We start from the raw sequence: 24344 nt of genomic DNA, 5'->3' as shown, positions 1-24344 counted from the left end.
ACCATTGTAGGCCGGCGAGGCGGACATGCGCGCCCGGCCAGCACCATGACAGCGACGATTCAGTCGGTCACCACGCGCGGCTGGCCCAGCCCGAGTGCGGCAATGCGCTGCACCAGCTGGGGCACCACGGCCGGGTCATCGGCGGCCACGCGCAGGCGCCACAGGGTGCGGCCATCGGCGACCACGTCCTGCAGGCGGCCACCGGAAATACCGGCCAGCAGCAGTTGCTGCAGGGCACGCTCGGCATTGTCACGACTGGCGAAACTGGCCACCTGGAGCAAGGCCGCACCGGCATTGCCCGCCACGGTCATGCCCTGCCCGCCACTGCTGGGCGGCAAGGGCGCGCTGAGCACCGCAGGCGCCGCAGCGGCCAGCGCGGTGGTGGTGGCCGCAGCAGCCAGCGCAGTGCTGGCACTGGTGGTAGCAACCGGCGCCGGCGTCGCCGCCGCCAGCTGGCGACGGCTGCTGCGACTGCGTTCCTGGCCCGGGGTCAGGGCGCGGACCCGCACCTGGCCGGTGCCGCGCTGGGTGATGCCCAGCTTGACCGCGGCGGCGTAGCTGAGGTCGATCACCCGGCCTTCGTGGAACGGGCCACGGTCATTGACGCGCACCACCACGCTCTGCCCGTTCTCCAGGTTGGTGACCTCGGCAAAACTGGGCAGCGGCAGGGACTTGTGCGCCGCGCTGAAGGTGTACATGTCATACACCTCGCGGTTGGAGGTCAGGCGGCCGTGGAACTTGGCCCCGTAGTAGGAGGCGATGCCGGTTTCCTCGTACTTGCCGGCCTTGTTGTCCTCCAGCACGTGGTACTGCCGGCCCAGCACGGTGTACGGGGTACGGTTGCCCACTGCCGAACGCGGCTCACGGGTGACCACCGGCTCGGGAATGCAGGCCACATTGGGGATGTAGTCCGGCGTGGTGTCACGCACGCCCGGGCGGTACAGGCCACCGGCGGTGTAGTTGCCGCGCGTGTTCGGATCCTCGGCCGCGGCCGCGTAGGGCGAGCCCTCCGGGCAGCCATCGCGCGAACCGACCAGGGTGCCACCACTGCCGGCCTGGGTGCTGCCAGACGTGCTGCCGCCCGCCTGTCGCGACGGGCTGCTGCTGCAGGCCGCCAGGGCCAGCACGGTCAGGCCGAGAAGCCAGCGCGAGACCTTCATGCCGGCGGCAACTCACGGCCGGCGATGGCCTCGGACAGCTGGAACACCGCCATCGCATACATCTTGGAGATGTTGTAGCGGGTGATGGCGTAGTAGTTCTGGTAACCCAGCCAGTACTGCTTGCCGGCGGCCCCTTCCAGGCTGACCGGGGTGGCCGTGGCAGCGGCCGGCACCGGCACCGCCGCGGTGTAGCCGCGCTGCGCCAGTTCGCCCTGGCTCCAGCGCGGGGTCCAGTCTTCCGGGTTGAATTCCTCGTGGCCGCTGGCCAGGGTGGCCGGCACGGCGACCAGGCCGCCGCGCTGCCAGCCGCCCTTCTTGACGAAGTAGTTGGCCACCGAGGCAAACACGTCGGCGCGGCTGGTGAACAGGTTGCGGCGGCCATCACCATCGCCGTCCACGGCGTAGTCCAGGTAACTGGAGGGCATGAACTGGCCCATGCCCATGGCGCCGGCATAGCTGCCCTGCAGGGCAGTCACGTCCAGCTGCTCGTCACGGGCCAGCACGAACAGCTTGGCCAGCTCGTCACGGAAGAAGGCGGCGCGGCGGATTTCGCGGTCCAGCTTGGCCGGGTCGCCACTGCGCGGGTAGTTGAAAGCCAGGGTGTACAGCGCATCGAGCACGCGGTGGCTGCCGGTGTTGCGGCCGTAGCTGGTTTCCACCCCGATGATGGCCACGATGATCTGCGCCGGCACCCCGGTCTGCTGCTCGACCTGGGCCAGGGCCTGACGGTTGTCGGCCAGGAACTGGCGGCCACCATCGATACGGGCCTGGCTGATGAACATCGGCCGGTACTCATGCCACGGCTTGACCCGTTCGGCCGGACGCGACATCGCGGTGATGATGGCCGGCTTGGTCTGTGCCTGGGCCAGGCTGGCACGCAATGCCGCCGGATCCAGCCCGTGCGCGGCAGCGGCTTGGCTGACAAAGCGCGCGACCTGCTGCTCCTGACTCAGGTGTGCCCAGTCTTCGGCAGGTGCCTGCGACGCATTTTCCGGCGCGGCTTCGGCCGGTGCGGTATTCGTGGCCGGTGCCGGCGCCGCAGCGCTGGTCATCGGTGCGGGGGCGTGTTGCTCGCCGGTTGCGCAAGCAACCAGGGACAGGGACGCCAGACAGGCCAAGGCTCGAAATTTCATGTCCGGCAGGTTAGCAGCCACAGGCACGGCCGCCTACTCCCCAGTCAGCTGCCGCTGCATCCGGACAACAAAGGATCACCGGCTGCGCCCCCCATCCCCAGCGGACGCAACCGGCAACCCGGGCCGACACCCACCGGATCGCGTCTCCCCACGCTTTCCACGTCGACCTCCGGAGCGCGCGTTGTCGCGCTGCACCCGGATCGCATCGCAAACCAACGTGATCACGCTGCTGCTGTGCGGGCGCCATTGTGCACGCGCACAACGGCTTTTGATTTGATTTTGATCAAGGAAAGGCGTTTGTCCACCACAAAATCAGGAGTAGTTGACCGGCCGGTGTGCCTGGGCCGCCATCACCAGGCCAAAACTCACCAGCAAGGACACCGCCGAGGTGCCGCCATAACTGATCAACGGCATCGGTACCCCCACCACCGGCAGCAGGCCGGAGATCATCCCGCCATTGACCAGCACGTACACGAACAAGGCCAGCCCGGTGGCCCCGCACAGCAGCCGCGAGTAGCCGTCCTTGCACTGCAGGGCGATCCACAGGCAGCGCCCGACCACGAACAGGTACAGGGCCAGCACGGTGGCCACACCGAGCCAGCCGAACTCCTCGCTGAGCACGGAGAAGGCAAAGTCGGTGGTCTGCTCGGGGATGAAATTCAGGTGGGCCTGGCTGCCCTGGCCCCAGCCCTGCCCGGTCCAGCCACCGGAACCGATCGCGATCTTGGACTGGATGATGTTCCAACCCGCCCCCAGGGCATCGCTCTCCGGGTCCAGGAACATCATGATCCGGTCCTTCTGGTAGGGCCGCAGGAACCAGAACCAGGCTACCGGCGCAGCCGCCAGCACGCCGCCCACGCCCACCCCGACCCACCACCACGGCAGGCCGGCCAAGAGCAGCACGAAGACGCCGGAAGCGGCAATCAGTACCGCGGTACCGAAGTCCGGCTGCAGCATCACCAGGCCCACCGGCAGGCCGATGATGGCCCCGGCCACCAGCACCACCGGCACCCGCGGCGGCAACGGCATCCGGTTCAGATACCAGGCCACCATCATCGGCAGGCACACCTTGAGCAGTTCGGCAGGCTGCAGGTAGACCACCCCCAGGTTGAGCCACTGCCGCCCGTATTTGCCGGTGCCGATCACGAACACCGCCAGCAACGGCAGCATCGACAACGCATAGATCAGCGGGGTCAGCTCGCGGATGCGCAGGATCGGGATGCGCGAGATCGCCCACAGTGCCGCCAGGCCGACCACGCAGCGTGCGCCCTGGGCCGCCACCAGGCCCATGCCGCCGGCACTGTCCAGCACCAGCAGGCCGATCAGCATCAGAGCGATCAGGGCACCGAGCAGGGGCAGGTCCAGGGTCCGGTTGAAACGGTAGGCCAGGTCGCCCAGCCAACGCAGCATGGCCTTCATCGACGCACCTGCTGGCCAGTGGCCGACGCCGGTTTCGGCGCGGCAGCCGGGGTCATGGCCGAAGCTGAAGCTGAAGCTGAAGCTGGAGCTGGAGCTGGAGCTGGAGCCGGAGCCGGAGCCGGAGCCGGTAGCGTGGCGGGCAGCGCGGCGCCTTCAAACGGCGGCAGGCCGACCTGCACCGGCGCATCGGCCGCGGCCAGCGCGGCACGGTTGGCCGCCTGCACCAGGGCGTGCGGCAGGCTGTCCTTGCTCGCCTCCAGGGTGCGCTGGGCCAGCGCGGTCAGGCCGCGCCCGCTGTCCAGCGGCTGCATGCCTTCGGGCAGCTTGCCCAGCAACCAGGCATCAAACAGCTTGCGTGCGATCGGGGCGGCCGAGGAGCCACCGTAACCGCCACCTTCCACCGCGATGGCCACCGCAATCTGCGGGTTCTCGGCCGGGGCAAAGCCGACAAACAGGGCGCGATGGCGCAGATGCATGGGCAGGCTGCGCGGATCCACCGCGGCGGTGCCGCGGCGGCTGACCACCTGTGCGGTGCCGGTCTTGCCGGCCATGGTGTAGGGAGCACCGGCGGCCACGCGCCAACCACTGCCGCCGGGCTGCATGGTGGCCATCATGCCCTCGCGCACCGCCTGCAGGTTGTCTGCACTCGGGCTGATCGGGGCCGCTGCCGGCTGTGCCAACGGCAGCCACGGCGCATCAAAGCCCTCGCGGCTGGCCACGGCCAGATGGGGCCGGCGCAGCTGGCCATCGGCCAGGCCGCCAACCGCATGCACCAACTGCAAGGGGGTCACCTTCCAGTCGCCCTGGCCGATCGCGGCATTGACCGTATCGCCCGGGTACCAGCGTTCCTTGCGGCTGGACGCCTTGTTGGCCGGCGACGGCAGGATGCCGGCGATCTCGCCGGTCAGGTCGATGCCGGTGGGCTGGCCGAAGCCGTAATGGGTCATGTACTGGTCAAAGCGCTCGATGCCCAGGTCCAGGGCCAGGCGGTAGTAATAGGTATTGACCGACTGCGCGATTGACTTGCGCAGGTCGGTCCAGCCGTGGCCGCCACGGCTGGCATCACCCCAGCCACGGCTGACCCCGGGCAGGTAGAACATGCCGGTGGACAGCACTTTGTCCTCGGGCCGGCGCACGCCGGCATCCAGCCCGGCCAGGGCGATCAGCGGCTTCAGGGTCGAGCCCGGCGCCACCCCACCCAGGACCAGGCGGTTGAACTGCGGCCGCGACGGGTTGTCGTTGAGGGCGCGGAAGTCGCTGTGCGAGATGCCGTTGACGAACAGGTTCGGGTCATAGGCCGGCAGGCTGACCATGGCCAGGATCTCGCCGGTGCGCGGGTCCATGGCCACGGCCGAACCCTCGAACTCACCAAAGGCGGTGACCATGGCCTGCTGCAGCTGGGCATCGATGGACAGGCGCAGGTCGCTGCCCGAGCGCGCCGGCACCCGGCCCACGGTACGGATGGCCCGACCCTGCACATTGGTCTCGACCTGCTCGTAACCGACCCGGCCACGCAGCTGCTGCTCGTAGTAACGCTCCAGCCCGGACTTGCCGATGTGGGTCAGCGCCGCATTGCCCTCCCCCAGCACTTCCAGGTCGCGGTCATCGACGCGGCCGACATAGCCGATGACATGGGCAAACAGTTCGCCATAGGGATAGCGCCGGGTCAGGTAGGGCTCCAGCTCCACCCCCGGATACTTCCAGCGATCCACGGCAAAGCGCGCCATTTCCTCTTCGCTGACGCGCAGCTTCAGGGTCACCGGCAAAAAGCGCCGGCGCGCCTTGCGCGATTGCTCGAAGCGCTCCACATCCTCGTCGGTCAGGGCAAAGATGCCGCGCAGCCCGTCCAGGGTGGCCGCCATGTCGGCGACCTTGTCCGGGGTGATGTCCACGCGGAAGGCCGGCACGTTCTCGGCCAGCAGGCGGCCGTTGCGGTCATACACCATGCCCCGGCCCGGCACCACCGGACGCGGCTTGATCCGGTTGGATTCGGAGCGGGTGGCATAGGTGTCGTGATCGATCACCTGCAGCTTGAAATACCAGCCCCCCAGCCCACCCAGGGCCAGCAACACGCCGGCAAAGCCGATCGCGGCCCGGCGACGGAACTGCTCGGCCTCGGCATGGGGGTTTTTCTGTTGCCGGCGCCGTCCCAGACTCATCGCCCGCGCCGCCCCTGGCCGATACGGTCAAGCAGCACGAACAGCAGCGGCCACAGCGCCACCCCCACCAGCGGCGCACACCACCACAGCGCAGGCTGCAGCGACTGCCCCAACACCAGGTGCAGCAGGGCGGTCAGGGCGCGGTCGGCCAGCAACAGCAGGCCGATGATCATGGCCTGCTGCAACAACGGGAAAAAACGCATGCGGGCACGGAAGTGCTGCAGCACGAAGGTCAGCAGGACCAGACGCAGGGCATGCTCGCCCAGCAGCGAGCCATACAGCATGTCGGCCACCAGACCGAGCGCGAAAGCCCTGCCGATACCGATGCGGGCAGGCAGCTCGATCACCATGTAAGCCACGATCAGGGCCAGCCAGAACGGCCGCAGCAACTGCACAGCCGGCGGCAAGGGGACTATGCCCAGCAGCAGCGCGACCACCACGCACAGTGGCACCACCCAGGCACGGCCACGCCAGCGGCTCATGGCTGCTCTCCCGCAGGGCGTTCACCGGTTGCCGCCGCGGCCGGATCAACCGCTGCCGGTGATGGTTGTGGTTGTGCTTGCATCGATTCAGCCGGTGCCGGCACGGCCGGGGTGGTAGCGGGTGCGTCACTGACCGGGTCAGTCGGGGCCGGGGCTGCGGTCGAAGCCGACGGCGTGGCTGCCGGCACGGCCGGATCACGCGGGCGCAGATGCGGCACGACCGGCTCCTGGCCAGCGGTGGTAGGGGCATCAGATTCCGACTGCACCGACAGGTCCAGGGCGGTCTGCCCTTCGGGCAACATCGGCAGGCTGCGCAGCAGCAGCACGTCCTGGCCACGGTCCAGCTTGGCTGCCGGGGTCAGTTCACCGATCAGGAAGGCATGGCTGTCATCCGGGCGCAGGGTGGTGACCTTGCCGACCGGGAAACCGGGCGGGAAGCGCCCACCCAGCGCGGAGGTGACGATTTCATCGCCCACCTCCACTTCCGCACTCAAGGGGATGTCGCGCAGCTCCAGCCGCGCACCACGGCCATAGGCGATCAGCCGTACCCCGTTGCGTGCCACGGTCACCGGGATGGCGTGATCCGGGTCGGTCAGCAGCAACACCACCGACTGCACCGCGGTGACCTCGATCACCTGGCCGACCAGACCACCGGCATCAATCACCGCCTGCCCCACATGCACACCGTGGCGGCTGCCGGCTGCCAGCACCAGGCGCTGGCGCACCGGATCCAGATCCACATCCAGGATCGGCACCAGCTGCACATCCAGACCATTGCGCTCGGCCACGCCCAGGCGCTCGCGCAGACGGGTGTTGTCCACGGCGGCAGCACGCAGGCGGGCCAGGCGGGCATTGGCCACCAACAATTCGGCACGCAGACGCTGGTTCTGTTCGACCAGGCTGGCCTGGCTGCTCATCCGCTCACCGACACTGCCCATGACCTGGCTGGGCAGGCCGACCAGGGCCCACACCGGCTGCACCAGCACATTGGCCCGCGCGCGCAGCTGGCTCAGCCAGCCGCCCTGGCTGTCCAGCACCACCAGGCACACGGCCACGACGACCAACACCAACAGGCGCACGATCGCGCCGACGTCGGTCGGGCGTGAGGTCACTTGGGCTCCGGCGTAAGTCGGCACAGTGTCAGGCAAGGCTTGTCTGCAGGAAAAAACGAGGCCAACACGCTCCTGTACCCGCCGCATGGCGCCGCACGGGGCGGCCAGGGGCTGGGGGCAGGAGCGCGAGGTTCATCGGTTGCCCGAAGGCTTATTCAGGCGCGAAGAACTCGTTGCCGTCGATGTCCACCAGCTCCAGCGCACGGCCACCGCCACGGGCCACACAGGTCAACGGGTCATCGGCCACCTGCACGTGCAGGCCGGTTTCCTCGCTGATCAGGCGGTCCAGGTCGCGCAGCAGGGCGCCGCCACCGGTGAGCACGATGCCGCGCTCGGCCACATCCGCGCACAGCTCCGGCGGGGTCTGCTCCAGCGCCAGCTTGACCGCCGAGACGATGCCCGACAGCGGCTCGTGCAGAGCTTCGAGCACTTCGTTGGAGTTGATCTTGATCATCTTCGGCACGCCTTCGGCAAGGTTGCGGCCGGAGATTTCCAGCTCCTTGACCTCGGCCTGCGGGTAGGCACAGCCCAGCTCGACCTTGATCCGCTCGGCGGTGGCTTCACCGATCAGCATGCCGTGGTTGCGGCGCACGTAGTTGGTGATCGACTCGTCGAAACGGTCACCGCCAATACGCACAGAGGCCGAATAGACAATGCCGTTGAGCGATATCACCGCCACCTCGGTGGTACCACCACCGATGTCGATGACCATCGAACCACGTGCCTCGGACACCGGCAGGCCGGCACCGATGGCAGCGGCCATCGGCTCTTCGATAAGGTACACATCACGTGCACCGGCCTCTTCTGCCGATTCCTTGATCGCACGGCGCTCGACCTGGGTCGAACCGGCCGGCACGCAGACCAGCACGCGCGGGCTCGGACGCAGCACGCGTGACTTGTGCACCTTCTTGATGAAGTGCTTGAGCATCGCCTCGGTGTAGGTGAAGTCGGCGATCACGCCATCCTTCATCGGGCGGATGGTGGTGATGTTGCCCGGGGTACGGCCGAGCATCTGCTTGGCCTCGGCGCCGACGGCAGCCACCGAACGGGTGCCACCGATGGCACGGTCCTGGCGTACGGCGACCACGGACGGCTCGTTGAGCACGATGCCCTGGCCACGCACGTAGATGAGGGTATTGGCCGTGCCCAGGTCGATGGACAGGTCATTGGAAAACATGCCGCGCAGTTTCTTGAACATTCGGGGAGATGGTCCTGGAGGGCAGCCGCGCCCCGCCCGCGGACGGGGCGAAAATCGGGCGGAAATACAAGGTTGACAAGCCTAGCAACCCACCGGGGGGCGGGCAAGGCGGCAGGCCCGTCAAGGGCGACTTTGGTCGCGTTGCGTCAACCTTGCGACATCACCCGTTCAGACCCCGGTTCTGGTTCTGCGCGGCGACAAGCGTTAATCTATGCCGCTCGAGGCGCCTGTGGGCGTCCGCCTGCGCGCGTGCGCGTCAGGCCCTATCCCCATATACCCGAAAGGCTTTATCCGATGTCCGCTCTGATCTGTGGTTCCCTCGCCTTTGACACCATCATGGTGTTTCCGGACCAGTTCAAGAACCACATCCTGCCGGACAAGGTGCACATCCTGAACGTGTCGTTCCTGGTTCCGGCCATGCGCCGCGAATTCGGCGGCTGCGCCGGCAACATCGCTTACAACCTGCAGCTGCTGGGCGGCAAGCCGGTGCCGATGGCAACCGTCGGCCAGGACTTCGGCCCGTACCGCGAGCACTTCGCCAAGTGCGGCATCGACATGTCGCAGCTGAAGGTGATCGATGACATGTTCACCCCGCAGGCGTTCATCACCACCGACCACGACAACAACCAGATCACCGCCTTCCACCCGGGCGCGATGGCCAAGTCGTATGAAAACCACGTGCGCGATGTGCCCGGCGTGACCATCGGCATCGTCTCCCCGGACGGTCGCGAGGGCATGATCCAGAACGCGGCCGAATTCCGCGAATGCGGCATCCCCTTCATCTTCGATCCGGGCCAGGCCATGCCGCTGTTCAACGGCCCGGAACTGCGCGACTTCATCGAACAGGCCGACTACGTCGTGGTCAACGACTACGAGTCCAACCTGCTGCAGCAGCGCACCGGCTGGGATGAAAAGCAGATCGTGTCGCGGGTCAAGGCCTACATCACCACCAAGGGCCCGAAGGGTGCGGTCATCCACACCCCGGAAAAGAGCTATGACATCCCGCCGGCACACGAGCGCCGCGTGACCGACCCGACCGGCTGTGGCGATGCCTTCCGCGCCGGCCTGCTGTTCGGCATCGAAAATGGCTATGACTGGCTGACCATCGGCCGCATGGGCAACCTGATGGGCGCCCTGAAGGTCGAATATCCGGGCACCCAGAACCAGCACTTCGATTTCGCCCAGTTCAACGAAGAATTCAAGCAGCAATTCGGTTACTCGCTGTAATTTCCTGCTAAAATTCCGCTCCTGTTTACGGCCCCACACGGCCGTGAACGGCGCAGCGCTCACGTAGCTCAGTCGGTAGAGCACTTCCTTGGTAAGGAAGAGGTCGAAGGTTCGATTCCTTTCGTGAGCACCAGCATGCGCCCGGGCCCCCAGTGCTCACGTAGCTCAGTCGGTAGAGCACTTCCTTGGTAAGGAAGAGGTCGAAGGTTCGATTCCTTTCGTGAGCACCATCGCGGTGCCACCACAATCCGCTCACGTAGCTCAGTCGGTAGAGCACTTCCTTGGTAAGGAAGAGGTCGAAGGTTCGATTCCTTTCGTGAGCACCATGCTGCACCCCGCGTCGCTCACGTAGCTCAGTCGGTAGAGCACTTCCTTGGTAAGGAAGAGGTCGAAGGTTCGATTCCTTTCGTGAGCACCAGCTTGCTGTCATCATTGGGCAGCCGTTGAAGGGGATTTGCATGCAGTTGTTCTCGCGCAGCCGCCAACCCAGCGCCAGCCTGTTGCTGGGGTTTGGCCTGAGCCTGTTGGCCTGCTGCCTGCTCGGCATCTTCAGCCGGCCGGAAAACATGCTTGCCGTGGTCTGGATCAGCAACGCCCTGCTGATGGGCTGGTTGCTGCGTCGTCGCCGTCTGGCCGGCATCGCGGGCTGGAGCTGCGCCGCCGCGGCCTTCATCAGCGCCGACCTGGTCACCGGCAGCAGCCTGGAACTGAGCCTGCACATGACCGCCGCCAACCTGCTCGGGGTGGCTGCCGGCTATCTGCTGTTGCGCAACAGCCCGCATTTCAACCGCCTGCTGCTGGGCCCGTCCTCGATCCTGCTGTTGCTGCTGGCCAGTGCCCTGGCCGCCCTGGTATCGGCACTGGTGGCCATGCCGGCCACCCGCTTCCTGCTCGAAATGGACCACCTGCAGGCGATCAGCTACTGGCTCTCGGCCGAGCTGGTCTGCTACATGGCCTTGCTGCCCAGCCTGCTGCTCACTGCCAACAACCAGCCACTGGCACCCGCTGCCAGCCTTGGCCGCCTGCGCTGGGCGCCACTGGCCACGCTGTTGGCCAGCGCCGTGCTGGCACTGCTGATCGGCGGCCCCGGGGCCCTGGTGTTCTGCGTACCGGCCCTGCTCTGGTGCGCCCTGCTCTACCCACAGCGGCTCACCGCCCTGTGCACCCTGGTGGTGTGCATCGGCACCCTGCTGTGCATTGCCACCGGCCAGCTCCGGCTGGGGGTCAGCGAACTGGGCCTGGCCGAAGTGGTGTCCTTGCGCCTGGGCATGGCCATGCTCGCCGTGGCCCCGCTGATGGTCTCGGCGATGAGCGCCACCCGCGAACGCATGCTCAAGGCCCTGCACCACGCGGCGGCCCACGATGCACTGACCGGCATCCTCAGCCGCGCCGGCTTCTTCGAACAGATCCAGCAGCAGCTGCGTGACCGCCACCGCCAGATCGGCACCCTGATGATCGACATTGACCTGTTCAAGCAGATCAATGACCGCTACGGCCATGCCTCCGGTGACCGGGTGCTGTCCGAGGTGGCCCAACGCCTGCGCACCAGCCTGCCCGAAAGCGCGATGATCGGCCGCCTCGGCGGCGAGGAGTTTGCCGTGCTGCTACCCGACGCCGACCTGGAGCAGAGCCGTCAACTGGCCGAAACACTGCGCCAGCGCATCGACGAGGAGCCCTTCGTGCTGTTTCCCGGCCTGCCGCCGTTGGCGGTGACCCTGTCCATCGGGGTGGCCGTCCTGGGCCGGCATGACGAACGCCACATCGACACCGTGCTGCACCATGCCGACAAGGCGCTGTACCGGGCCAAGGGCAACGGGCGCAACCAGGTCATGGTCGCACCCGCGGCCTGATCGATCAGTTCCAGCGTGCCGGCAGGGTGGTGGCATCCACTCCCTTGGTCTCGAATACCGCCGTGCGGGTACCACCGGCCTTGACCGGGAATTCAATACTCAACTGGCTGGCCTGGGCGGCGTTCTTCCACAGCTGCTTGTGGTCGGTGATGAACATGGCGATCGCCTCGTCGGTGTCCGGGCGCCAGGCCGCCATCGAGCGCACCGGGCCATCATCAATGCGCACCTTGACCTGGCAACCACCGGCACAGCGGAAGTCCCCCGCCTGCAACACCAGGTAGGCATGCTGCTTCCACTGCGGGTGGTCACGGAACACCAGCTGCACCGCCTTGGCCCCGCTGCCGTCCACATCCACCGGGGTCTTGGCATAGATCGCCGCCGACTTCTGCAGGCCACTGCCGGCGGCGACCTGGTTGTAGTGCCACAACGCCTGCAGCCGGCGCAGTTCGCGCGCGGCCTCGGCCTTCTCACGCACCACGTCCATCTGCGCCGCCACGGCTGCCGCTGCAGCGCTATCGGGATACTGATCCAGCAAGGAGACGCCCTGCAGGCGGGCGCGATCCCAGTCCGCCGCCGCCACGGCCTGCTCGAAGTTGCCGGCGATCAGCGCCGCTTCCTGCTCCTTGCGTGCATTTTCAGCCGCTGCCGCCGCCTCGGCCTTGGCACGTTCGGCTTCCGGATCAGCGCAGGCACTCAGGGCCAGGACGGCCAGCAAGGCAGGCAGGGCAATCATTTTCATCGGACGGGCAACTCGCAAACCAAAAAGGTGACTGCAGTGTAGCCCGCACATGCTCAGGCCAGCACCGGTACCTCGGACCTTGTGGCCAGCTCGGCCAGGCGGTTGCCGACCGACTGCGCATGCAGCAGCAGACGTCCCAGGTTGACCTTGGTGTCGGCAGCGATCAACAAGACATGATCCTTGCCGGTGCCGGTCAGCAGCATGGTGCCTTCGGCACCATTGAGAATGACCTGGTGCAACGGCCCCAGTGCCACCTCGCGACTGGCGGCAGCCGACAGCGCCAGCAACGAGGCGCTCATCGCCCCGACCCGGTCCTGGTTGCCGGTCTGGAACAGCGCGGTCACCACCTGCCCGGCCCGGTCCACCCAGGCCAGCGCCTGGATGCCGGGCTCGGTGCCCTGCAACTGGCGCAGGATCGCACGCGCCGCCTTTTCAACGCTTTGCTCCACGTCCACTCCTCTGGCATTGCTGCCGCTCACTGCAATCCCGCACGCCCGGCCATCTGGCACTGCCACTGGTGCAATGCCGGCTCGGGATGACGCACGCTCACTTCCAGCAGCGCGGTCACCACCTGCAGCAGGCGCACCACACTGCCGCGCTCACGCGCATCCACCGGCACGATGGGCGGCTGGCACTGGCTGCACGGGCAGCCCTGCCCGGCAAAGCGCAGGCCAGCACTGTCCTGCACGGCATCGGCATGGGTCAGGCCGATCACCACCGGTACCGCCCGCCCCTGCCCTTCGGTCAGACGCCGGACCTGGGCCAGGTAGAAATCAAGCTCCTGCTGCGCCTGCACGCCGGCGCCGACCAGGATCACCACCGCCTGGGCCTGCGCCAGCAGGATGTCCCACATGTAATCAAAGCGCTGCTGGCCGGGCGCCCCCTGCAGGCGCAGGCGGTCGTCGCCGCCCAGCTCCAGCACGCCCATGTCCAGGGCCACGGTGGTGGTCAGCTTGCTGCTGTCCGGGCTGCCCTCGTAATGGGCCACCTCGGTATCCAGGCAGTCGATGTCACTGACCGAGCTGATTGCCGTGGTCTTGCCCGCTCCGACCGGCCCCATGAAGGCAATATTCCATTCCATAGACCCCTCCTGCGCTCAGTCCTGTCCCAGCCCCGCCAGACGCCGCCACAGGCGCACGATGAATGAACCTGCCGGCGTGGTGGGCGCCGGATCGGACAGGCTGCCGGCAGTCGAGGGCACCGCCCCCGGCCCGCTGCCCGTGCACTGCAGACAGCCCTGCCGCCACAGCAGCAGCAGCACCTGCTGACAACGCGCACTGTCCATGCCCAGCAACTGCGCAACCAGGAAAGCGGCGCTCTGGCGCCGGCCCAGCAAGGCACATACGCGCACCGTATTGCCCCAGCCCACCGCCTCGGGTACCTGGCGCGGATCCGGCCAGCGGACCAGGAACAGCAATTGCGGACGCAGCAGCGCCCATTGCAGGGCATCCTCGTCGGCACCAACGGCAGCCAGCCCGTTGTGCTGGCCATGTTCGGGCCCGCACGCCTGCCATGCCGCCGGCTTGAACCGTTCGTATGCGCCGTTTGCTGCCGCCTCGCCCATGCCTGTGCCCACCCCGATTGGAAACCGTCCGCTCGCTACGGCCGGCAATGCCCGCCTTGCGCCGGCAGGTTATGAAACGTATTTGTTCACGCCAGTTTCACACAAAAGATGCATGCGTGCAGTGACACCGGCATGACCAACTCCCCCGATGACGCACACACAAGCAAACGGCGGGCCTTGCGGCCCGCCGTTTGCTTTCACATCAATGGCTTGAAGCTCAGTTGGCCGGCTTGGCCTGGGCCAGCATGGCCTCCACCGACGCGGTGGTGATCGGGTGGTAACCGGCACGGGCGCGCTCGAAACTGGTGCGCGCCGCCTCCAGCCCGGCCTGGGTTTTCACCAGCTCGGCATAGATCGGCATGATCAGCTTGCGACGGCCGACCTTCTCGATGAAGGCCTGCGCCTGCGGCACCGCGGCGTCATAGCCGCTGCGGATGGCCAGCGGATACCAGCGCATGGCGATCTCGCCATTGCTGGTGCCGGTCAGGCCATAGGCCTTGTCCAGCTTGGCCAGCAGTTCCACCTCCTGGGTATCGCCCAGGCCGGAGATGAAGTGCACCCATTCCTGGGTCACCCAATGGCGGGTCACTTCACGGTTGGGCAGCTCGCCGCTGCCCTGCACCGCAATGCGGGCGCTGTCGACGATGGCGAAATTGCGCGAGATGGCCTTCGGCGCGGTGGACGGGATACCCGGCTGGTTGATCCAGGCATCCAGCTCGGCCGCACTGACCGCATGCGGGTTCTTGCTCACCAATTCGGCGTTGAGGTAGGCCACGAAGGTATCGGTATCGGTGCTGCCGAAGGCATGGCTGTCAAACCAGCCACGCAGGAAGGCATCGAACACCTCGCGGCCGAAGCGCTGCTCCAGGAACTGCAGGAACCAGGCGCCCTTGTCATAGGCCACGCTGGACAGCGCCTCGTCCGGGTCCAGCTCGCCCAGCGGGGCCAGGGCCAGCAACTGCTGGGCTTCCGGGGTATCGGCCAGCTCCTCCTTCAGCCCGGCCTGGTCGATCATGCGCTCCATGTCGGCCATTTCCTTGCCGTACACCGCCTCGACAATGCGGCTCTGCACGTAGCTGGTGAAACCCTCGTTGAGCCAGATGTCCTTCCAGCTGGAGTTGGTCACCAGGTTGCCCGACCAGCTGTGGGCCAGTTCATGGGCAATCAGCGACACCAGCGACTTGTCGCCGGTGATCACGGTCGGGGTGGCAAAGGTCAGGCGCGGGTTCTCCATGCCACCGAAGGGGAAGGACGGCGGCAGCACCAGCATGTCGTAGCGGCCCCAGCGGTATTCGCCGTAGAGCTTCTCGGTGGCCACAATCATCTTTTCGGTGTCTTCGAATTCCTTGGCCGCCTTGCCGACCATGCTCGGTTCGGCCCAGATGCCCGAACGCGGCGACACCGGCTGGAACACCAGGTCACCGGCGGCAATGGCCAGCAGGTAGGACGGGATCGGCTGCGGCATGGTGAAGCTGTACTCGCCATCACGTACCGCATCAGGCGCGTTGTCCGCACTCATCAGCACCATCACGTCCGGGCGCGAACGCACCGTGGCGCTGTAGGTGAAACGCACACCCGGGGTGTCCTGCAACGGAATCCAGGAACGGCCATGGATGGCCTGGGACTGGCTGAACATGAAAGGCAGCTTGCCGCCCTCGGTCATGCCCGGCTCCAGCCACTGCAGGCCCGAAGCGGTCGGCGCGGTGGCATAGGTGATGCGCACCTTGGCCGGCTGGCTCATCGCGGTAATGGTCAGCTTGGAGCCGAACACCTTGTCGGCCGGGGCCAGGGTGTAGGCCAGCTCGGCGGCACTGCCGTCAGCACCGATCGCCTCGACCTTGCGGATGTCCAGCTCGCGGGTGTCCAGCACCAGCTCGTTGGCGTCATCACGCTTCCAGTCCAGGGTGTAGGTGGCGGTGCCGCTGATCTGGCGGGCATCGAAATCCAGGTCCAGATCCAGCGCCAGATCGGTGATGACCACCTTCTCCGGCTGCGCGTAGGAGCTTTCATCGTGGCTGCGCGACGTGCTCATGGAAGCCTCGCTGGTTGCCGTGGCCGGAGCGGCCGGAGCGGTGGTCGATTCGCTGCAACCGGCGGTGCCCAGCACCAGGGCGATGGCCAGCGGCAGGATCAAGGACGAAGGACGCATGGATCAACCCAACTAGAGAAAGCGCCCAGTGTAACGCCCTGCGCCTGTGCAAATAAAAAACGGGCCACGCAAGGCGCGGCCCGTCCTGTCCCGGCGTTGGCCCGCCGGGTCAGAGCTTGTAGCCGGAATGGATCGCGCAGATCCCGCCGGACAGGTTCTTGTAGTGGCAGCGCTCGAAACCGGCCTGCCCCATCATGCCCTTGAGCTCTTCCTGCGGCGGGTGCTTGCGGATGCTCTCGGCCAGGTACTGGTAGCTGTCGCCATCACCATGGGCAAACAGCTTGCCCAGCTTGGGCAGCACCTTGAAGGAGTGGAAGTCGTAGATCGGCTTGAACCACTCGGCGGTGACTTCGGAGAACTCCAGCACGCGGGCCTGGCCACCGGGCTTGAGCACGCGGTACATCTCGGCCAGGGCCTTGTCCTTGTCGGTGACGTTGCGCAGGCCGAAGGCAATGGTGACCAGGTCAAAACTGGCATCGGGGAACGGCAGCGCCTCGGCATTGAGCTGGACGTAATCCAGGCCGAACACCAGGCCACGGTTGAGCAGACGGTCACGGCCAACGGTGAGCATGCCGGCGTTGATGTCGCCCAGCACGATGTAGCCGTCCTTGCCCACCCGGTCCTTGAGCAGCGCGGCGATGTCGCCGGTGCCGCCAGCCAGGTCGAGCACGCGGTCACCCGGCTTGACCTGCGCGGTGGCCACGAAATAACGCTTCCAGGCACGGTGGATGCCCAGGCTCATCAGGTCGTTCATCAGGTCGTACTTGCCGGCGACCGAGGTGAACACTTCTGCGACCAGCTTCTGCTTGTCCTTGGCCGCAACATCGCGGAAACCGAAGTGGGTGGTACCGCTTTCGTAGGGGGATTGGCTCATGGGTTCATTATCGCACTGCAGGCCGGCCCGTGGGCCGCGAAATGGCAGTGATAGCACAGCCTGCGCAAACGGTGCTGCAACGATGCGCGTGCAATCAGGCACACTGGCCGGCATCCACTTCAGGGACTGCCCCATGATCACCACCCCCGACTACCGTGCATTGCTGGAAACGGCCATTGACCAGGCCCGCGCCGGCCTGGCAGAAGGTGGCATCCCGATCGGTGCGGCGCTGTACCACAACGATGGCCGCCTGCTCGGCTGCGGCCACAACCGCCGCGTGCAGGAAGGCGACCCGTCCATCCACGGCGAGACCGACGCCTTCCGCAAGGCCGGCCGCCAGCGCTCCTACCGCGACACCATCATGGTCACCACCCTGGCCCCGTGCTGGTACTGCTCCGGCCTGGTGCGCCAGTTCAACATCGGCACCGTGGTGGTGGGCGAATCGGTCACCTTTGCCGGCGGCATCGACTGGCTGCGCGAGGCCGGGGTCAAGGTCATCGACCTGGCCGACGAACGCTGCATCGAGATGATGGAACGCTTCACCACCGCCCACCCGGCGCTGTGGAACGAGGACATCGGCGAGGACTGAGCAGCGCCGCCGCCCTGCAACACAAAAGGCCGCCCTCGCAGGCGGCCTTTTGCTGTACATCAACCCGGCATGGTTACGGCGTGGTGCCAGCCGTTTCCACCCAGCCACCACCCAACGCCTTGTACAGGCCGATGCGGTTGGCCTGCTCGGCCAGCTGCACGGCCACCAGCCCCTGACGGGCCGAATACAGGTTGCGACGGGCATCGAGCAGGACCAGGAAGCTGTCCATGCCGGCGTCATAGCGGGCCTGGGACAGGTCATGGGCCTGCTGCGCGGCGGCCAGCAGGGCTTCCATCGCCGTGCGCTGCTGGGCCAGGGTCTGGCTCAGGGCCAGGCCGTCAGCCACTTCGGCAAAACCGCTCTGGATCGCCTTCTCGTACTGGGCCAGGGCGATGTCACGGTCGGCATTGGCCATGCCCAGGTTGGCGCGCAGGGCGCCGCCCTGGAAGATCGGCAGGCTGATCTGCGGGGTGAAGCTCCAGATCTTGGTGCCCGACTCGAACAGCCCGGACAACTCGCCACTGGCACTGCCCACCCCGCCGGTCAGGCGGATCGACGGGAAGAACGCCGCCCGTGCGGCACCGATGTTGGCATTGGCACTGCGCAGCTGGTACTCGGCCGCCATCACATCGGGACGGCGCAGCAGCACATCCGACGGCACCCCCGCCGGCAAGGCATCGATGCCACTGCTGGCCAGGTCCAGTTCGGTGGGCAGCAACGAGGCATCCACCGGCTGGCCGACCAGCAGGTTCAGGGCATTGCGGCCCTGGGCGACCTGGCCGGTGTAGCGGGCCACATCGGCACGGGCCGATTCGACCAGGGTACGGGTCTGGTTGAGCTGCAGGGCCGAGGTGGCACCGAACTCGAACATCTTCTCGGCCAGGCCCAGCGACTCTTCGTAGCTGGTCAGGGTGTCGCGGGCAATGCTCAGGGCCTGCTCGTCAGCCCCCAACGACAGCCAGCTGCCGGCCACCTGGGCCACCAGGGCCAGCTGGGCCGAACGCTGCGACTGCTCGGTGGACAGGTAACGCTGCAACGCGGCGTGGCTGAGGTTGCGCACACGGCCGAACAGGTCCAGCTCGAACGCCGACACCCCGAGGGTGACGCTGTACTGCTCGGTGGTGGGCACATCACCGCCCACCCGTTCCATCTGCCCGGTCACGCCCAGGGCCGGCACACGGTCGGCACGGGCGATGCGGTACTGGGCCTGGGCACGCTCGACATTGAGCACGGCCACGCGCAGGTCGCGGTTGTTTTCCAGGGCCTGGGCGATGACCTGCTCCAGGCGCTCGTCGACAAAGAAGTCACGCCAGCCGATGTCGGCCACGCTCGGGGCATCGGCCACCGGCGCGCTGCCGGCTTCGGGCAACGGCCAGCTGACCGGGATGTCAGCCTGGGCGGCCGGCAGACGCGGCTCGAGCATTGCACAGCCGGTGAAAGCCACGGCAATTGCCAGGGCCATGGCCGAGGTCTTCAACTTAGCCATGGTTGGACTCCTTGTTCTTGTTGCGGTTGAACAGGCGCTGGATCACCACGAAGAACAGCGGGATGAAGAACACACCCAGGAAGGTACCCACCACCATGCCACCGAGCACACCGGTACCGATGGCACGCTGGGCGCCGGAACCGGCACCGGAAGCGATGGCCAGCGGCAGCACGCCCAGGCCGAAGGCCAGCGAGGTCATGATGATCGGGCGCAGACGGTCACGCACGGCGTGCATGGTCGCATCGATAACATTGGCGCCGGCTTCCAGATGCTCCTTGGCAAATTCCACGATCAGGATCGCGTTCTTGGAGGTCAGGCCGACGGTGGTCAGCATCGCCACCTGGAAGTAGATGTCGCGCTCCATGCCGCGCATGGTGTTGGCCAGCACTGCACCCAGGATACCCAGCGGCGCCACCAGCAACACGGCCGTCGGCACCGACCAGCTCTCATACAGGGCGGCAAGGCACAGGAACACCACGATCAGCGACAACGCATACAGCATCGGGGTCTGGTTGCCGGCAGCACGTTCCTGGTAGGACAGGGCCGTCCATTCGATGCTGAAGCCTGGCGGCAGCTGCTTGGACAGCTTTTCGACCTCGTCCATTGCATCACCGGAGGCCACACCCGGGGCAGCCTCGCCCTGGATTTCCACCGCGCTGACGCCGTTGTAGCGCTCCAGACGTGGGGAACCGTAATCCCAGTGATAGGTGGCGAAGGCGCTGAACGGCACCATCTCGCCCTTGCTGTTCTTCACCGACCACAGGTGGAAGTCTTCCGGGGTCATGCGGAAGTCCTGGTCAGCCTGCAGGTAGACGCGCTTGACCCGGCCACGGTCGATGAAGTCATCGATGTAGCTCGAGCCCCAGGCAGTGGCCAGGGTGGAGTTGATGGTGGCCATGCTCAGGTCATGCGCGCCGGCCTTTGCCGGGTCGATGTCCAGACGCAGCTGCGGGGTGTCGTCCTGGCCGTTCGGGCGCACATTGACCAGCTTGTCACTCTGCCCGGTCATGCCCAGCAACTGGTTGCGTGCGGCAGTGAGGGCCTCGTGGCCCTGGCCGGTCATGTCCTTCAGGAAGAAGGTGTAGCCGTTGCCCACACCCAGCTCGGTCATCGCCGGCGGAGCAAAGGCGAAGATGAAGGCGTCCTTGACCTGCATCAGCGCGCCCATCGCGCGCCCGGCCACCGCAGTGACCTGCTGGTCGGCCTGCTTGCGCTCTTCCCAGTCCTTGAGCTTGATGAAGGCCATACCGGAGTTCTGGCCCATGCCGGCAAAGCTGAAGCCCTGCACCGAGAACACCGACTCCACCAGTTCCGATTCATTTTCCAGGAAGTGGTTTTCCAGCTTGGCGATCGACTCCAGGGTACGTTCCTGGGTGGCGCCCACCGGGGTGGAGACCATCGCCATCAGGATGCCCTGGTCCTCGTTGGGCAGGAACGAACTGGGCAGGCGTGCAAACAGCACGCCCATCACCACGGCCAAGGCGACAAAGACCGCCATGAAACGACCCGGACGGGCCAGGATGCCGCGCACGCCGCCCTGGTACTTGCCGGAGGTGCGGTCAAAGAAGCCGTTGAACCAGTCAAAGAAGCGCCCCAGCAAACCGGTGTGCTTGACGTGGTGCTCGCCCTTGGGCAGCGGCTTGAGCATGGTCGCGCACAGTGCCGGGGTCAGCACGATGGCCACGATCACCGACAGGGCCATCGCCGAAACGATGGTGGCCGAGAACTGGCGGTAGATCACGCCGGTGGCGCCATCCATGAAGGCCATCGGCACGAACACGGCCGACAGCACCAGGCCGATACCCACCAGGGCGCCGGTGATCTGGTCCATCGACTTGCGGGTGGCTTCCAGCGGCGACAGGCCTTCCTCGGCCATGATGCGCTCGACGTTTTCCACCACCACGATGGCATCGTCCACCAGCAGGCCGATGGCCAGCACCATGGCGAACATGGTCAGCATGTTGATCGAGAAGCCCAGTGCCGACAGCACGCCGAAGGTACCCAGCAGCACCACCGGCACGGCGATGGTCGGGATCAGGGTGGCGCGGAAGTTCTGCAGGAACAGGTACATCACCAGGAAGACCAGCACCACGGCTTCGAGCAGGGTCTTGATCACGCCCTTGATCGACACCTTGACGAACGGGGTGGTGTCATAGGCCACCACCGACTTCAGGCCGGCCGGGAAACCGGCTTCCAGTTCCTTCAGGGTCTGGTTCACACCCTCGGCGGTATCCAGCGCGTTGGCGCCGGAGGCCAGGGTGATGGCAATACCGGTGGACGGCTTGCCGTCGAAACGGGTCACAAAATCGTAGGTCTCGGCACCGAGCTCGACACGGGCCACATCACCCAGGCGCAGTTCGCTGCCGGCATCACTGCTGCGCACGACGATGTTGCGGAACTGTTCCGGGGTCTGCAGGCGTTCCTGCGCATTGATGGTGGCGTTGAGCTGCTGGCCCTGGATCGACGGCGCGCCGCCGAGCTGGCCGATGGCCACCTGGGCATTCTGGCCACGGATGGCCGCAGCCACCTCATCCACCGACAGCTTGTAGGCCTGCAGCTTGTTGGGGTCCAGCCAGATGCGCATGGCGTACTTGCCACCGAACACCTGGATCGAGCCCACGCCCGGCACACGGCTGAGCGGGTCGGCCACGTTGGAGCTGACGTAGTCGGCGATGTCGTTGGCATCCATCGAGCCGTCTTCGGACACGAACGCGGCCACCTGCAGGAAGCTCTTGGAGGCCTTGGCCACATTCACGCCCTGCTGCTGCACCGCTTGCGGCAACAACGGAGTGGCCAGCTGCAGCTTGTTCTGCACCTGGACCTGGGCGATGTCCGGATCGGTACCACTCTGGAAGGTCAGGGTGATGGTGGCGCGGCCGTTGCCGGCGCTGTTGGAGGAGAAGTACATCAGACCATCGATGCCCTTCATGTTCTGCTCGATGATCTGGGTCACCGAGTCCTCCACCACCTTGGCCGACGCACCCGGGTAGGTGGCGGTGATTTCGACCGATGGCGGTGCCACGGCCGGGTACATCGAGACCGGCAGCTTGAACACGGCCAGGGCGCCGGCAAGCATGATGATCAAGGCGATCACCCACGCAAAGATGGGGCGATCGATAAAGAAACGTGCCATGGAAGTCTCCGCTTACTTCGCGTCAGCCGGCGCAGCGGCGGCCGCAGCCTGGGCTGCGTCGGCGGGGGCTGCCGGTTCGGCACCCTTCTCGGTGGCATTGACCGGCATGCCGACGCCAATCTTCTGCAGGCCTTCGACGATCACCTTGTCGCCAGCGACCAGGCCGCCTTCGACCAGCCACTTGTCACCGATGGCCTGGCTGACCTGGATCGGGCGCGAGGCGACCTTGCCTTCGGCATCGACCACCATCGAGGAGGTGTTGCCCTTGGCATCACGCTGCACGCCCTGCATCGGCACCAGCAGCGCCTGGTCACGGGTACCGGTACCAATGGCCGCACGCACGTACATGCCCGGCATCAGCAGGCCATCGGGATTGTCAACCTTGACCCGCATGCCGAAGCTGCCGGTGGACGGGTCAACGCTGACTTCGGAGGACTCCAGCACGCCCTGGTGGGCATAGGTGCTGCCGTCATCCAGAAGGATGCTAACCGGCATCTGGCTGTTGGCCTGCAACTTGCCGGCAGCCATGTCACGACGCAGCTGGGTCAGCTCGGCAGCCGACTGGGTCAGGTCCACATAGATCGGATCCAGCTGGTTGACCACAGCCAGCGCATCGGCCTGGTTGGCGGTTACCAGGGCGCCCTGGGTGACCGCGGACTTGCCGATGCGGCCGCTGATCGGCGAGGTGATGCGGGCATAGCCCAGGGTTACATTGGCCTGCTGCAGCGAGGCGCGCGCGGCGGCCAGGTCGGCCTCGGCGGTCTTCAAGGCAGCCTGCGCGTTCTCGTTTTCCTGCGCGCTGACCGCGTTGATGCGGGCCAGCTCGCCGATACGGCGGGCGGCCAGGCGGGCCTGCTCGGCATTGGCGCTGGCGCGTTCGACCTGGGCCTGGGCGCTGGCGGCGGCGGCGCGGTAGGTCGCATCCTCGATCTGGTACAGCGGCTGGCCAGCCTTGACCTCGCTGCCCTCGACAAACAGGCGACGGGCGATGATGCCGCTGACCTGCGGCCGTACTTCGGCCACCTGGTAGGCCGAGGTGCGGCCGGGCAGTTCGCGGTCGAGATTGATCGTTTCGGTCTTCAGGGTCACCACGGTGACCTGGCCGGGGCCCTGCTGCGGGCCCTGCGGTGCGCCACCACAGGCGGCAAGGGAGACGGCAAGCGCGGCGGCCAGGGTGACGGTACGAAAACGTGAAGGCAACATGGAGGAGTGCTCACAATGGAAAATTGGGCATGCGGCACCATGCCAAAAACGGGCCTAGTGCCGAGTGAAGCGGGTTGCGCCCCGGGTGCCGGTAATGACTACCCCGACCCCACAGGGACAAGGGGCTCAGTATACATACATGCACGTCTGTTTGTTACGCGTTAGACTCTGCAAACATTCATTTTCCGAAGCTGCACACACTTTCCCATGGCACGCAAGACCAAAGAGGAAACCCAGGCCACACGCGACGGCATCCTTGATGCTGCCGAAGCCTGTTTCCAGGAAAACGGAATCGCGGCCACCTCGCTGGAGAAGATCGCTGCGCGCGCCGGTTTCTCGCGCGGCGCGGTGTACTGGCACTTCAAGAACAAGAGCGAGGTCCTGGCCGCGGTGATCACCCGCTGCCGTGTGCCCTTCATGCAGAAACTGGAGTGGGCCTCCTCGGCCACCCGCAACACGCCGGTCCAGGACCTGCGCGCGGCCTTCCTCAATTCGTGGCGCGAGCTGGAAGCCAGCCCCCGCCTGCGTGGCCTGCTCGAGCTGATGCTGCGCAACGACCTGTCCAACGAGAGCCAGATCCTGCGCCAGACCCACGCCGATGGCTTCAAGGACTGCAATGCACTGATCATCAGTGCCCTGAACCGCGCCAACGTGCTGGGCCAGCTGCGCAGCGGGGTGACGGCCGACCACGCCGCGCGCATGCTCCACATCATCCTGACCGGCGTGCTCTACAACCGCATCTTCCAGCCCGAGTCGATCGACATGTACCGCGATGGCATGGCCGCGCTGGATGCCCTGCTCAGCACCCTGGTCAGTGCCGACAGCTTCACCCCGGGCCAACTGGACCCGGCACCTGCCGCCTGAGGC

The 24344-nt window shown here is 66.5% G+C and carries 20 protein-coding genes and 4 tRNA genes; 8 read left to right on the top strand and 16 right to left on the bottom strand.

From position 1 onward, the window contains the following. Nucleotides 1-59: 59 nt before the first annotated feature. The 7 genes from ABB30_RS04330 to ABB30_RS04300 form a co-directional block, all read right to left on the bottom strand. Nucleotides 60-1160: a septal ring lytic transglycosylase RlpA family protein gene (locus ABB30_RS04330; protein ID WP_057637087.1), complete on the bottom strand. Its 1101-nt coding sequence runs from the start codon at nt 1158-1160 to the stop codon at nt 60-62. After that, nucleotides 1157-2293: a lytic murein transglycosylase B gene (mltB, locus tag ABB30_RS04325; protein WP_057637086.1), complete on the bottom strand. Its 1137-nt coding sequence runs from the start codon at nt 2291-2293 to the stop codon at nt 1157-1159. Before mltB ends, ABB30_RS04330 begins: the two co-directional genes overlap by 4 nt. Before the next feature lie 312 nt (nt 2294-2605). Further along, entirely contained in the window at nt 2606-3712 is a 1107-nt protein-coding gene (rodA, locus tag ABB30_RS04320) for a rod shape-determining protein RodA (RefSeq protein ID WP_057637085.1), read from the bottom strand. After that, nucleotides 3709-5871, bottom strand: coding sequence for a penicillin-binding protein 2 (gene mrdA / locus ABB30_RS04315; protein WP_057637084.1), 2163 nt, complete (start codon nt 5869-5871; stop codon nt 3709-3711). Before mrdA ends, rodA begins: the two co-directional genes overlap by 4 nt. Next, nucleotides 5868-6353 (bottom strand): rod shape-determining protein MreD, encoded by a 486-nt coding sequence (mreD, locus tag ABB30_RS04310; protein ID WP_057637083.1) that lies wholly within the window; start codon nt 6351-6353, stop codon nt 5868-5870. The genes mrdA and mreD overlap by 4 nt, the downstream gene beginning before the upstream one ends. After that, nucleotides 6350-7465, bottom strand: a complete 1116-nt coding sequence (gene mreC / locus ABB30_RS04305; RefSeq protein WP_425477374.1) for a rod shape-determining protein MreC — start codon at nt 7463-7465, stop codon at nt 6350-6352. Before mreC ends, mreD begins: the two co-directional genes overlap by 4 nt. A gap of 151 nt (nt 7466-7616) precedes the next feature. After that, a complete protein-coding gene (locus tag ABB30_RS04300) occupies nt 7617-8663 on the bottom strand; it encodes a rod shape-determining protein (protein WP_057637081.1) in 1047 nt (348 codons plus the stop codon). A gap of 294 nt (nt 8664-8957) precedes the next feature. Between ABB30_RS04300 and ABB30_RS04295 the strand changes: the two genes are divergently transcribed. The 6 genes from ABB30_RS04295 (at nt 8958) to ABB30_RS04270 (ending at nt 11740) form a co-directional block, all read left to right on the top strand. Then, on the top strand, nt 8958-9890 hold the full coding sequence (locus tag ABB30_RS04295) for a carbohydrate kinase family protein (RefSeq protein WP_057637080.1): 933 nt from the start codon (nt 8958-8960) through the stop codon (nt 9888-9890). A 57-nt stretch (nt 9891-9947) separates the two neighbouring features. Further along, nucleotides 9948-10023 (top strand) — tRNA-Thr (locus ABB30_RS04290). 21 nt (nt 10024-10044) lie between these two features. Further along, nucleotides 10045-10120, top strand: a tRNA-Thr gene (locus ABB30_RS04285). Between the two features lie 20 nt (nt 10121-10140). After that, nucleotides 10141-10216, top strand: a tRNA-Thr gene (locus tag ABB30_RS04280). A gap of 16 nt (nt 10217-10232) precedes the next feature. Continuing rightward, nucleotides 10233-10308, top strand: a tRNA-Thr gene (locus ABB30_RS04275). A gap of 40 nt (nt 10309-10348) precedes the next feature. Beyond that, the gene (locus tag ABB30_RS04270) at nt 10349-11740 is read left to right on the top strand and encodes a sensor domain-containing diguanylate cyclase (RefSeq protein WP_057637079.1); all 1392 of its coding nucleotides are present in this window, start codon (nt 10349-10351) and stop codon (nt 11738-11740) included. 4 nt (nt 11741-11744) lie between these two features. Here ABB30_RS04270 and ABB30_RS04265 read toward each other — a convergent pair whose 3' ends face one another. The 6 genes from ABB30_RS04265 to ubiE all read right to left on the bottom strand — a co-directional run bounded on the left by ABB30_RS04265 (nt 11745) and on the right by ubiE (nt 17066). Continuing rightward, nucleotides 11745-12479 (bottom strand): hypothetical protein, encoded by a 735-nt coding sequence (locus tag ABB30_RS04265; protein ID WP_057637078.1) that lies wholly within the window; start codon nt 12477-12479, stop codon nt 11745-11747. A gap of 53 nt (nt 12480-12532) precedes the next feature. After that, entirely contained in the window at nt 12533-12928 is a 396-nt protein-coding gene (locus tag ABB30_RS04260; protein ID WP_161808831.1) for a roadblock/LC7 domain-containing protein, read from the bottom strand. 26 nt (nt 12929-12954) lie between these two features. Then, a complete protein-coding gene (locus ABB30_RS04255; protein ID WP_152980566.1) occupies nt 12955-13560 on the bottom strand; it encodes a GTP-binding protein in 606 nt (201 codons plus the stop codon). Nucleotides 13561-13575: 15 nt separating this feature from the next. Further along, nucleotides 13576-14043: a hypothetical protein gene (locus tag ABB30_RS04250; RefSeq protein ID WP_057637075.1), complete on the bottom strand. Its 468-nt coding sequence runs from the start codon at nt 14041-14043 to the stop codon at nt 13576-13578. A gap of 217 nt (nt 14044-14260) precedes the next feature. Continuing rightward, a complete protein-coding gene (locus ABB30_RS04245) occupies nt 14261-16192 on the bottom strand; it encodes a M1 family metallopeptidase (protein ID WP_057637074.1) in 1932 nt (643 codons plus the stop codon). A gap of 109 nt (nt 16193-16301) precedes the next feature. Further along, nucleotides 16302-17066, bottom strand: a complete 765-nt coding sequence (gene ubiE, locus ABB30_RS04240) for a bifunctional demethylmenaquinone methyltransferase/2-methoxy-6-polyprenyl-1,4-benzoquinol methylase UbiE (RefSeq protein ID WP_057637073.1) — start codon at nt 17064-17066, stop codon at nt 16302-16304. A 133-nt stretch (nt 17067-17199) separates the two neighbouring features. Here ubiE and ABB30_RS04235 point away from each other — a divergent pair, with 133 nt between their 5' ends. Continuing rightward, nucleotides 17200-17655: a nucleoside deaminase gene (locus ABB30_RS04235; RefSeq protein WP_057637072.1), complete on the top strand. Its 456-nt coding sequence runs from the start codon at nt 17200-17202 to the stop codon at nt 17653-17655. Between the two features lie 73 nt (nt 17656-17728). Here the strand turns inward: ABB30_RS04235 and ABB30_RS04230 are convergent, their stop codons facing one another. From ABB30_RS04230 to ABB30_RS04220, 3 genes are read right to left on the bottom strand one after another with little or no spacing between them, the layout of a single operon-like run. Further along, on the bottom strand, nt 17729-19141 hold the full coding sequence (locus tag ABB30_RS04230; RefSeq protein ID WP_152980565.1) for an efflux transporter outer membrane subunit: 1413 nt from the start codon (nt 19139-19141) through the stop codon (nt 17729-17731). Further along, nucleotides 19134-22274, bottom strand: a complete 3141-nt coding sequence (locus ABB30_RS04225; RefSeq protein ID WP_057637070.1) for an efflux RND transporter permease subunit — start codon at nt 22272-22274, stop codon at nt 19134-19136. The genes ABB30_RS04230 and ABB30_RS04225 overlap by 8 nt, the downstream gene beginning before the upstream one ends. A 12-nt stretch (nt 22275-22286) precedes the next feature. Then, the gene (locus ABB30_RS04220; RefSeq protein WP_057637069.1) at nt 22287-23477 is read right to left on the bottom strand and encodes an efflux RND transporter periplasmic adaptor subunit; all 1191 of its coding nucleotides are present in this window, start codon (nt 23475-23477) and stop codon (nt 22287-22289) included. A gap of 207 nt (nt 23478-23684) precedes the next feature. On the opposite strand from ABB30_RS04220, the gene ABB30_RS04215 reads away from it, so the two are divergent. Beyond that, nucleotides 23685-24341: a TetR family transcriptional regulator gene (locus tag ABB30_RS04215; RefSeq protein ID WP_057637068.1), complete on the top strand. Its 657-nt coding sequence runs from the start codon at nt 23685-23687 to the stop codon at nt 24339-24341. Nucleotides 24342-24344 lie beyond the last annotated feature (3 nt).

This window comes from Stenotrophomonas ginsengisoli (genome assembly GCF_001431485.1).
Taxonomy (GTDB): domain Bacteria; phylum Pseudomonadota; class Gammaproteobacteria; order Xanthomonadales; family Xanthomonadaceae; genus Stenotrophomonas; species Stenotrophomonas ginsengisoli.
The sequence above is the reverse complement of the archived record's forward strand: the minus strand, read 5'-3'. Positions and strand labels throughout refer to the sequence as shown.

Bases quoted from the DNA above. Each gene is read 5' to 3' on its own strand.
- rodA (WP_057637085.1), bottom strand. From the start codon at position 3,712: ATGAAGGCCATGCTGCGTTGGCTGGGCGACCTGGCCTACCGTTTCAAC.
- ubiE (WP_057637073.1), bottom strand. From the start codon at position 17,066: ATGAGCCAATCCCCCTACGAAAGCGGTACCACCCACTTCGGTTTCCGC.
- ABB30_RS04265 (WP_057637078.1), bottom strand. From the start codon at position 12,479: ATGAAAATGATTGCCCTGCCTGCCTTGCTGGCCGTCCTGGCCCTGAGT.
- ABB30_RS04295 (WP_057637080.1), top strand. From the start codon at position 8,958: ATGTCCGCTCTGATCTGTGGTTCCCTCGCCTTTGACACCATCATGGTG.
- mrdA (WP_057637084.1), bottom strand. From the start codon at position 5,871: ATGAGTCTGGGACGGCGCCGGCAACAGAAAAACCCCCATGCCGAGGCC.
- ABB30_RS04225 (WP_057637070.1), bottom strand. From the start codon at position 22,274: ATGGCACGTTTCTTTATCGATCGCCCCATCTTTGCGTGGGTGATCGCC.
- mreD (WP_057637083.1), bottom strand. From the start codon at position 6,353: ATGAGCCGCTGGCGTGGCCGTGCCTGGGTGGTGCCACTGTGCGTGGTG.
- ABB30_RS04220 (WP_057637069.1), bottom strand. From the start codon at position 23,477: ATGTTGCCTTCACGTTTTCGTACCGTCACCCTGGCCGCCGCGCTTGCC.
- ABB30_RS04215 (WP_057637068.1), top strand. From the start codon at position 23,685: ATGGCACGCAAGACCAAAGAGGAAACCCAGGCCACACGCGACGGCATC.
- ABB30_RS04250 (WP_057637075.1), bottom strand. From the start codon at position 14,043: ATGGGCGAGGCGGCAGCAAACGGCGCATACGAACGGTTCAAGCCGGCG.
- ABB30_RS04270 (WP_057637079.1), top strand. From the start codon at position 10,349: ATGCAGTTGTTCTCGCGCAGCCGCCAACCCAGCGCCAGCCTGTTGCTG.
- ABB30_RS04245 (WP_057637074.1), bottom strand. From the start codon at position 16,192: ATGCGTCCTTCGTCCTTGATCCTGCCGCTGGCCATCGCCCTGGTGCTG.
- ABB30_RS04230 (WP_152980565.1), bottom strand. From the start codon at position 19,141: ATGGCTAAGTTGAAGACCTCGGCCATGGCCCTGGCAATTGCCGTGGCT.
- ABB30_RS04235 (WP_057637072.1), top strand. From the start codon at position 17,200: ATGATCACCACCCCCGACTACCGTGCATTGCTGGAAACGGCCATTGAC.
- ABB30_RS04255 (WP_152980566.1), bottom strand. From the start codon at position 13,560: ATGGAATGGAATATTGCCTTCATGGGGCCGGTCGGAGCGGGCAAGACC.
- mltB (WP_057637086.1), bottom strand. From the start codon at position 2,293: ATGAAATTTCGAGCCTTGGCCTGTCTGGCGTCCCTGTCCCTGGTTGCT.
- ABB30_RS04300 (WP_057637081.1), bottom strand. From the start codon at position 8,663: ATGTTCAAGAAACTGCGCGGCATGTTTTCCAATGACCTGTCCATCGAC.
- ABB30_RS04330 (WP_057637087.1), bottom strand. From the start codon at position 1,160: ATGAAGGTCTCGCGCTGGCTTCTCGGCCTGACCGTGCTGGCCCTGGCG.